This is a genomic window from Erwinia persicina (genome assembly GCF_014838825.1).
GTDB classification, from domain to species: domain Bacteria; phylum Pseudomonadota; class Gammaproteobacteria; order Enterobacterales; family Enterobacteriaceae; genus Erwinia; species Erwinia persicina_A.
This window is the reverse complement of the sequence record NZ_JACYMO010000021.1, coordinates 1-4,653: the sequence shown is the minus strand read 5'-3', so window position 1 is coordinate 4,653 and position 4,653 is coordinate 1. Positions and strand designations below refer to the sequence as shown.

At 51.6% G+C, this 4,653-nt stretch carries 4 protein-coding genes and 4 tRNA genes; 1 reads left to right on the top strand and 7 read right to left on the bottom strand.

What is annotated here, in order from left to right:
• From IFU29_RS22040 to IFU29_RS22020, 5 genes are all read right to left on the bottom strand, one after another.
• Positions 1–277: GTP-binding protein (locus IFU29_RS22040; RefSeq protein WP_244633778.1), on the bottom strand; the 277-nt coding region annotated here is incomplete at its 3' end.
• 114 nt (positions 278–391) lie between these two features.
• A tRNA-Thr gene (locus tag IFU29_RS22035) sits at positions 392–467 on the bottom strand.
• A gap of 6 nt (positions 468–473) precedes the next feature.
• Positions 474–548, bottom strand: a tRNA-Gly gene (locus IFU29_RS22030).
• 215 nt (positions 549–763) lie between these two features.
• A tRNA-Tyr gene (locus IFU29_RS22025) sits at positions 764–848 on the bottom strand.
• 20 nt (positions 849–868) lie between these two features.
• A tRNA-Thr gene (locus IFU29_RS22020) sits at positions 869–944 on the bottom strand.
• A 486-nt stretch (positions 945–1,430) separates the two neighbouring features.
• Between IFU29_RS22020 and coaA the strand changes: the two genes are divergently transcribed.
• On the top strand, positions 1,431–2,381 hold the full coding sequence (gene coaA, locus IFU29_RS22015; protein WP_062749625.1) for a type I pantothenate kinase: 951 nt from the start codon (positions 1,431–1,433) through the stop codon (positions 2,379–2,381).
• Positions 2,382–2,406: 25 nt separating this feature from the next.
• On the opposite strand, the gene birA is transcribed toward coaA, so the two are convergent.
• Complete coding sequence (gene birA / locus IFU29_RS22010; RefSeq protein WP_191935748.1) at positions 2,407–3,369, bottom strand: bifunctional biotin--[acetyl-CoA-carboxylase] ligase/biotin operon repressor BirA; 963 nt, start codon at positions 3,367–3,369, stop codon at positions 2,407–2,409.
• A complete protein-coding gene (gene murB, locus IFU29_RS22005; protein ID WP_191935747.1) occupies positions 3,366–4,403 on the bottom strand; it encodes a UDP-N-acetylmuramate dehydrogenase in 1,038 nt (345 codons plus the stop codon). The genes birA and murB overlap by 4 nt, the downstream gene beginning before the upstream one ends.
• Positions 4,404–4,653: the final 250 nt, after the last annotated feature.

Here is a 4,653-nt window from a genome sequence, read left to right as displayed (position 1 = left end):
TCATGTTTTTCACATAGTCGGCGTGGCCTGGGCAGTCAACGTGCGCGTAGTGGCGAGTTGGGGTGTCGTATTCAACGTGAGATGTGTTGATGGTGATACCACGTGCTTTTTCTTCTGGCGCGTTGTCGATCTGATCGAACGCACGAGCAGAGCCACCGTAGGTTTTAGCCAGAACGGTAGTAATAGCAGCAGTCAGGGTAGTTTTGCCGTGGTCAACGTGGCCGATAGTACCAACGTTGACGTGCGGTTTGGAACGTTCAAATTTTTCTTTAGACATCGCTTGTCCCTCTAAGACACGGATTAATCGGTGATATCACCACATCAACCAGGCATTGCCTGAATCGTTGAATTTTAATGCACAGAGAAGAAGCAGGGAGGGAGATTTTGAAAGTGGTGCTGATACCCAGAGTCGAACTGGGGACCTCACCCTTACCAAGGGTGCGCTCTACCAACTGAGCCATATCAGCACGGCTTGGAGCGGGCAGCGGGAATCGAACCCGCATCATCAGCTTGGAAGGCTGAGGTAATAGCCATTATACGATGCCCGCATCCTGGAACTCGGCTACCTGTTCTGTCTGTAGCTTGTGAACAACTCAGAAAAAGCTTTCTTCGTTGCTCTAGTCAACACGCGTTTGCCTGATGACCCTGACTGTGCTTGAGCTCAGTCTGAAATCGTGATGAACAACCTTGTGGTGGTTGCCATCTTTTCCGGTCGAGTGATTTATTTCTCTGCCGGTTTCAACTCCTGACTGCTGAGTCGAAATGGTGGTGGGGGAAGGATTCGAACCTTCGAAGTCGATGACGGCAGATTTACAGTCTGCTCCCTTTGGCCGCTCGGGAACCCCACCTGGGGTACTTTGTTACTTGATGGTGCCGGCTACCGGAATCGAACTGGTGACCTACTGATTACAAGTCAGTTGCTCTACCAACTGAGCTAAGCCGGCATCAAGTGGTGCGCATTCTAGGAAGACCTGAGGCATGATGCAACAAAAATATTGCGATAATTGTTCTTATGCTCACTATTTGTGCAACTCTTCGCAAATTAGCGCTTTTACATACAATCTTCGTTCAAAGAAGCATCAACACTCTGCGTTTTACAGGGTGCGCTAATCTGCACCCTGCCCGCGTCTTATTATGTAATATCACTCGTATGCACAAAAAAAACACGACAAGGTTATGTTTCTGTCCTGGACGTGTCGACAGGAAAGAAGCACCTATAAACAACAGTTAAAAATATCATTAATGCGGGTGCGGTTACGTTTGCATGGGCTAACTGTCATTTTTCCTTCTTATTCATGCCCGTCTGGTGGTAACCTCCGACCATTGTTTTTGAAATTTCCCTTAGTATCTAAGCCTGACAACAACCGGAACCTGTTGATACAAAATGGCTGGCCTAGTGAAGGGCAAAAATTGCTGGCAGAAGCACGCTTATGAGCAAAAAAGACGCCTTGTTAACCACACCCTATCTGCATTTCAACCGGACCCAATGGGCCGCGCTGCGTGATTCGGTACCGATGACGCTTTCTGAAGACGAAATTGCCCGTCTGGAGGGCATTAATGACGATCTCTCAATGGAAGAGGTGGCAGAAATTTATTTGCCGTTGTCACGTCTGCTGAATTTCTATATCAGCTCTAACTTGCGACGTCAGGCCGTCCTTGAGCAGTTTCTCGGTACCAATGGTCAGAAGATCCCCTATATCATTAGCATTGCCGGCAGCGTAGCCGTCGGCAAAAGTACTACAGCGCGCGTATTACAGGCGCTGTTGAGCCGCTGGCCTGAACATCGCAAAGTCGAGCTCATCACCACTGACGGCTTCCTGCATCCCAATGCGGTGCTGAAAGAACGTGGGCTGATGAAGAAGAAGGGTTTCCCGCTCTCCTACGATATGCATCGTCTGGTTAACTTCGTTTCCGATCTGAAGTCTGGCGCAGCCCAGGTAACGGCTCCGGTCTATTCACATCTGATTTACGATGTTATTCCTGACGGCGATAAAGTCGTCCAGCAGCCGGATATCCTCATTCTGGAGGGGTTGAACGTCCTGCAGAGTGGAATGGACTATCCCCACGATCCCCATCATGTTTTCGTGTCAGATTTCGTGGATTTTTCGATCTATGTGGACGCCCCGGAAGAGTTACTGGAGCGCTGGTATATTAATCGTTTTCTGAAATTCCGGCAGGGAGCCTTCACCGACCCGGACTCCTACTTCCATCACTATGCGCAACTGCCTGAAGAAGAGGCGGTGGGAATTGCAACCCAGCTATGGAAGGAAATTAACTATATGAATTTGAAAGAAAATATTATGCCAACGCGAGAGCGTGCCAGTCTGATCATGACCAAGAGCAGCGATCATGCCGTTGATCTTGTCAGATTAAGAAAGTAGCAAAAAAGGGGCGATGCCCCTTTTTTTAATGCTGTGGCCGTAACGAAATTTCCCCGCCTACCCAGGATTTCCTCACGCCATCCTGCTCCAGAATTAACCCGCCCTGTGGATCAATTCCCCTGGCGATACCGGTGATTTCACGATCGCCAATCAGCAGTTTTACCGGCCGGTCGATAAAGTTGTCTAACCGCGCCCAACGCTCAATAAACGGAGCCAGACCATCCTGTTCAAACTGCGTCAGTGCGGCTCTCATTTTATTCACGATCAACGCTGAAAGCGCGTTACGATCGACAGTGACATCTGCCTCCTGGAGGTTAATCCAGCCCTGATTGATCACCCCGGCTCCTGTGGCACGCATCGCAAGATTTATTCCTGCCCCGGTCACGATCTGCGCAGCATCGCCTGCTTTCCCGGTCAGTTCAACGAGAATACCGGCAAGTTTGCGATCGTCAAGATAGATGTCGTTTGGCCACTTCACTCTGATCCCGGGTGCGCCCTGCGCCTGCAGTGCCTCAGCCAGCACGATACCGATCACCAGACTCAGGCCCATGGCAGCAGCAGGTCCCTGCTCAAGACGCCAGTACATCGACAGATAGAGGTTTGCACCAAAGGGGGAAAACCACTGACGCCCGCGTCTTCCACGCCCTGCCTGCTGATATTCCGCAACGCAGGCATCCCCTGACTGCAGGCTGTCCATGCGATCGAGCAAATACTGATTGGTGGAGTCGATGACCGGAATAACCGCCAGCCTGCCTGCCTCCAGCTTTGCATTGATTGCCTCTTCATTCAGCAACTGCATCGGGGAAGCGAGGCTGTATCCTTTGCCTGTCACGGTAAAAACATCGATTCCCCACTCTTTCAGCGTCTGAACATGCTTATTAATCGCCGCCCTGCTCATTCCCAGATGCTCACCCAGGTGTTCACCTGAATGAAATTCACCATCTGCCAGAATACTGATCAGTTTCAGGGGTACGGTGTTATCTTTCATGCAATCACCTCAACGGCGTCAGTTTCACCCTGCGCCGCAATAAAGCGCACTTCCGGCTCCAGCCAGACCGTAAATTTCTCTGCCACACGCTGACGAACGACACGGGCGAGCTCCACAATGTCCTGGCCGCTGGCATTCTCTGCGTTAATCAGCACCAGAGCCTGCTGCTGGTGAACCGCTGCACCACCGTGACGGAAGCCTTTCAAAGAGCATTGATCGATTAACCAGCCGGCGGCCAGCTTCACGTCACCCTTTTCCTGTGGATAGTGAGGAATATCAGGATAACGCGCCTGGAGATGGGCAGCCGTTTCAGCGCTGACCAGCGGGTTTTTGAAGAAGCTCCCCGCATTTCCGGTCACTTCAGGATCAGGAAGTTTACTGCGGCGCATCGCGCAGACCGCATCGAACACCTGCCGGGGAGTGACCGTTAACGGATCCAGATTTCTCAGATCGCCGTAGCTGAGGACTGGTTTCCAGTTTTTTCGCAGGTGCAGACCTACCGCGACGATCGCATAACCCTCACGGTAGTGATGCTTGAAGATGCTGTCCCGATAGCCAAACTGGCACTCTGCAGCCGTCAGACGCTGGACGGTGCCATCGCAAAGGCGGACAACATCGACATAGTGACACACCTGTTCCAGTTCAACGCCATAGGCACCTATATTTTGAATGGGTGCCGAACCTGTACACCCCGGGATCAAAGCAAGGTTTTCCAGCCCTGCCAGATTCTGCTCCAGCAGCGTTTCAACCAGCTGATGCCAGTTTTCTCCCGCCCCCACATGCACCAGCCAGGCATCCTCCGCCTCTTCAACGCTGATACCTTTAATGCGATTGATGATCACCTGCCCTGCAAAATCCTCAAGAAACAGCACGTTACTGCCTTCACCCAGCAATAATACGGGCTCTTTCTGGCGAGCACTTTCCTGCCAGCACTGGCAAAGATCCTCTATGGTTTTCACCACGCTAATGTGGCGGGCACGGGCGTCGAGACTGAAGGTATTCCAGGGTTTTAACGATTCTTGCTGGCGGGACATAATACGGCCTTCACAGAGTAAACTGTCAGCTAGTGTAACCGATTAGCCGCAGCGCGTTGAGGGTTTTCTGGGCGCAGCTCGCGCCCTTAATCGGCGATGAAACGCCAAAAACCTGCTAATTTCACGTTGAATTTAACTTGAAACAACACGCATCGGGAGGTCGGACGGTGTTTCGGGGGAACATTAAGGCAGAGGATTGGGATCGATCGGGGATTACCCGCTTAAAACGCAAAAAACCCCGGCCTTTCGG

What these genes read in the sequence shown, in the direction of transcription:
- murB (WP_191935747.1), bottom strand. Translation starts at nt 4,403, where the DNA reads ATGTCCCGCCAGCAAGAATCGTTAAAACCCTGGAATACCTTCAGTCTC.
- coaA (WP_062749625.1), top strand. Translation starts at nt 1,431, where the DNA reads ATGAGCAAAAAAGACGCCTTGTTAACCACACCCTATCTGCATTTCAAC.
- birA (WP_191935748.1), bottom strand. Translation starts at nt 3,369, where the DNA reads ATGAAAGATAACACCGTACCCCTGAAACTGATCAGTATTCTGGCAGAT.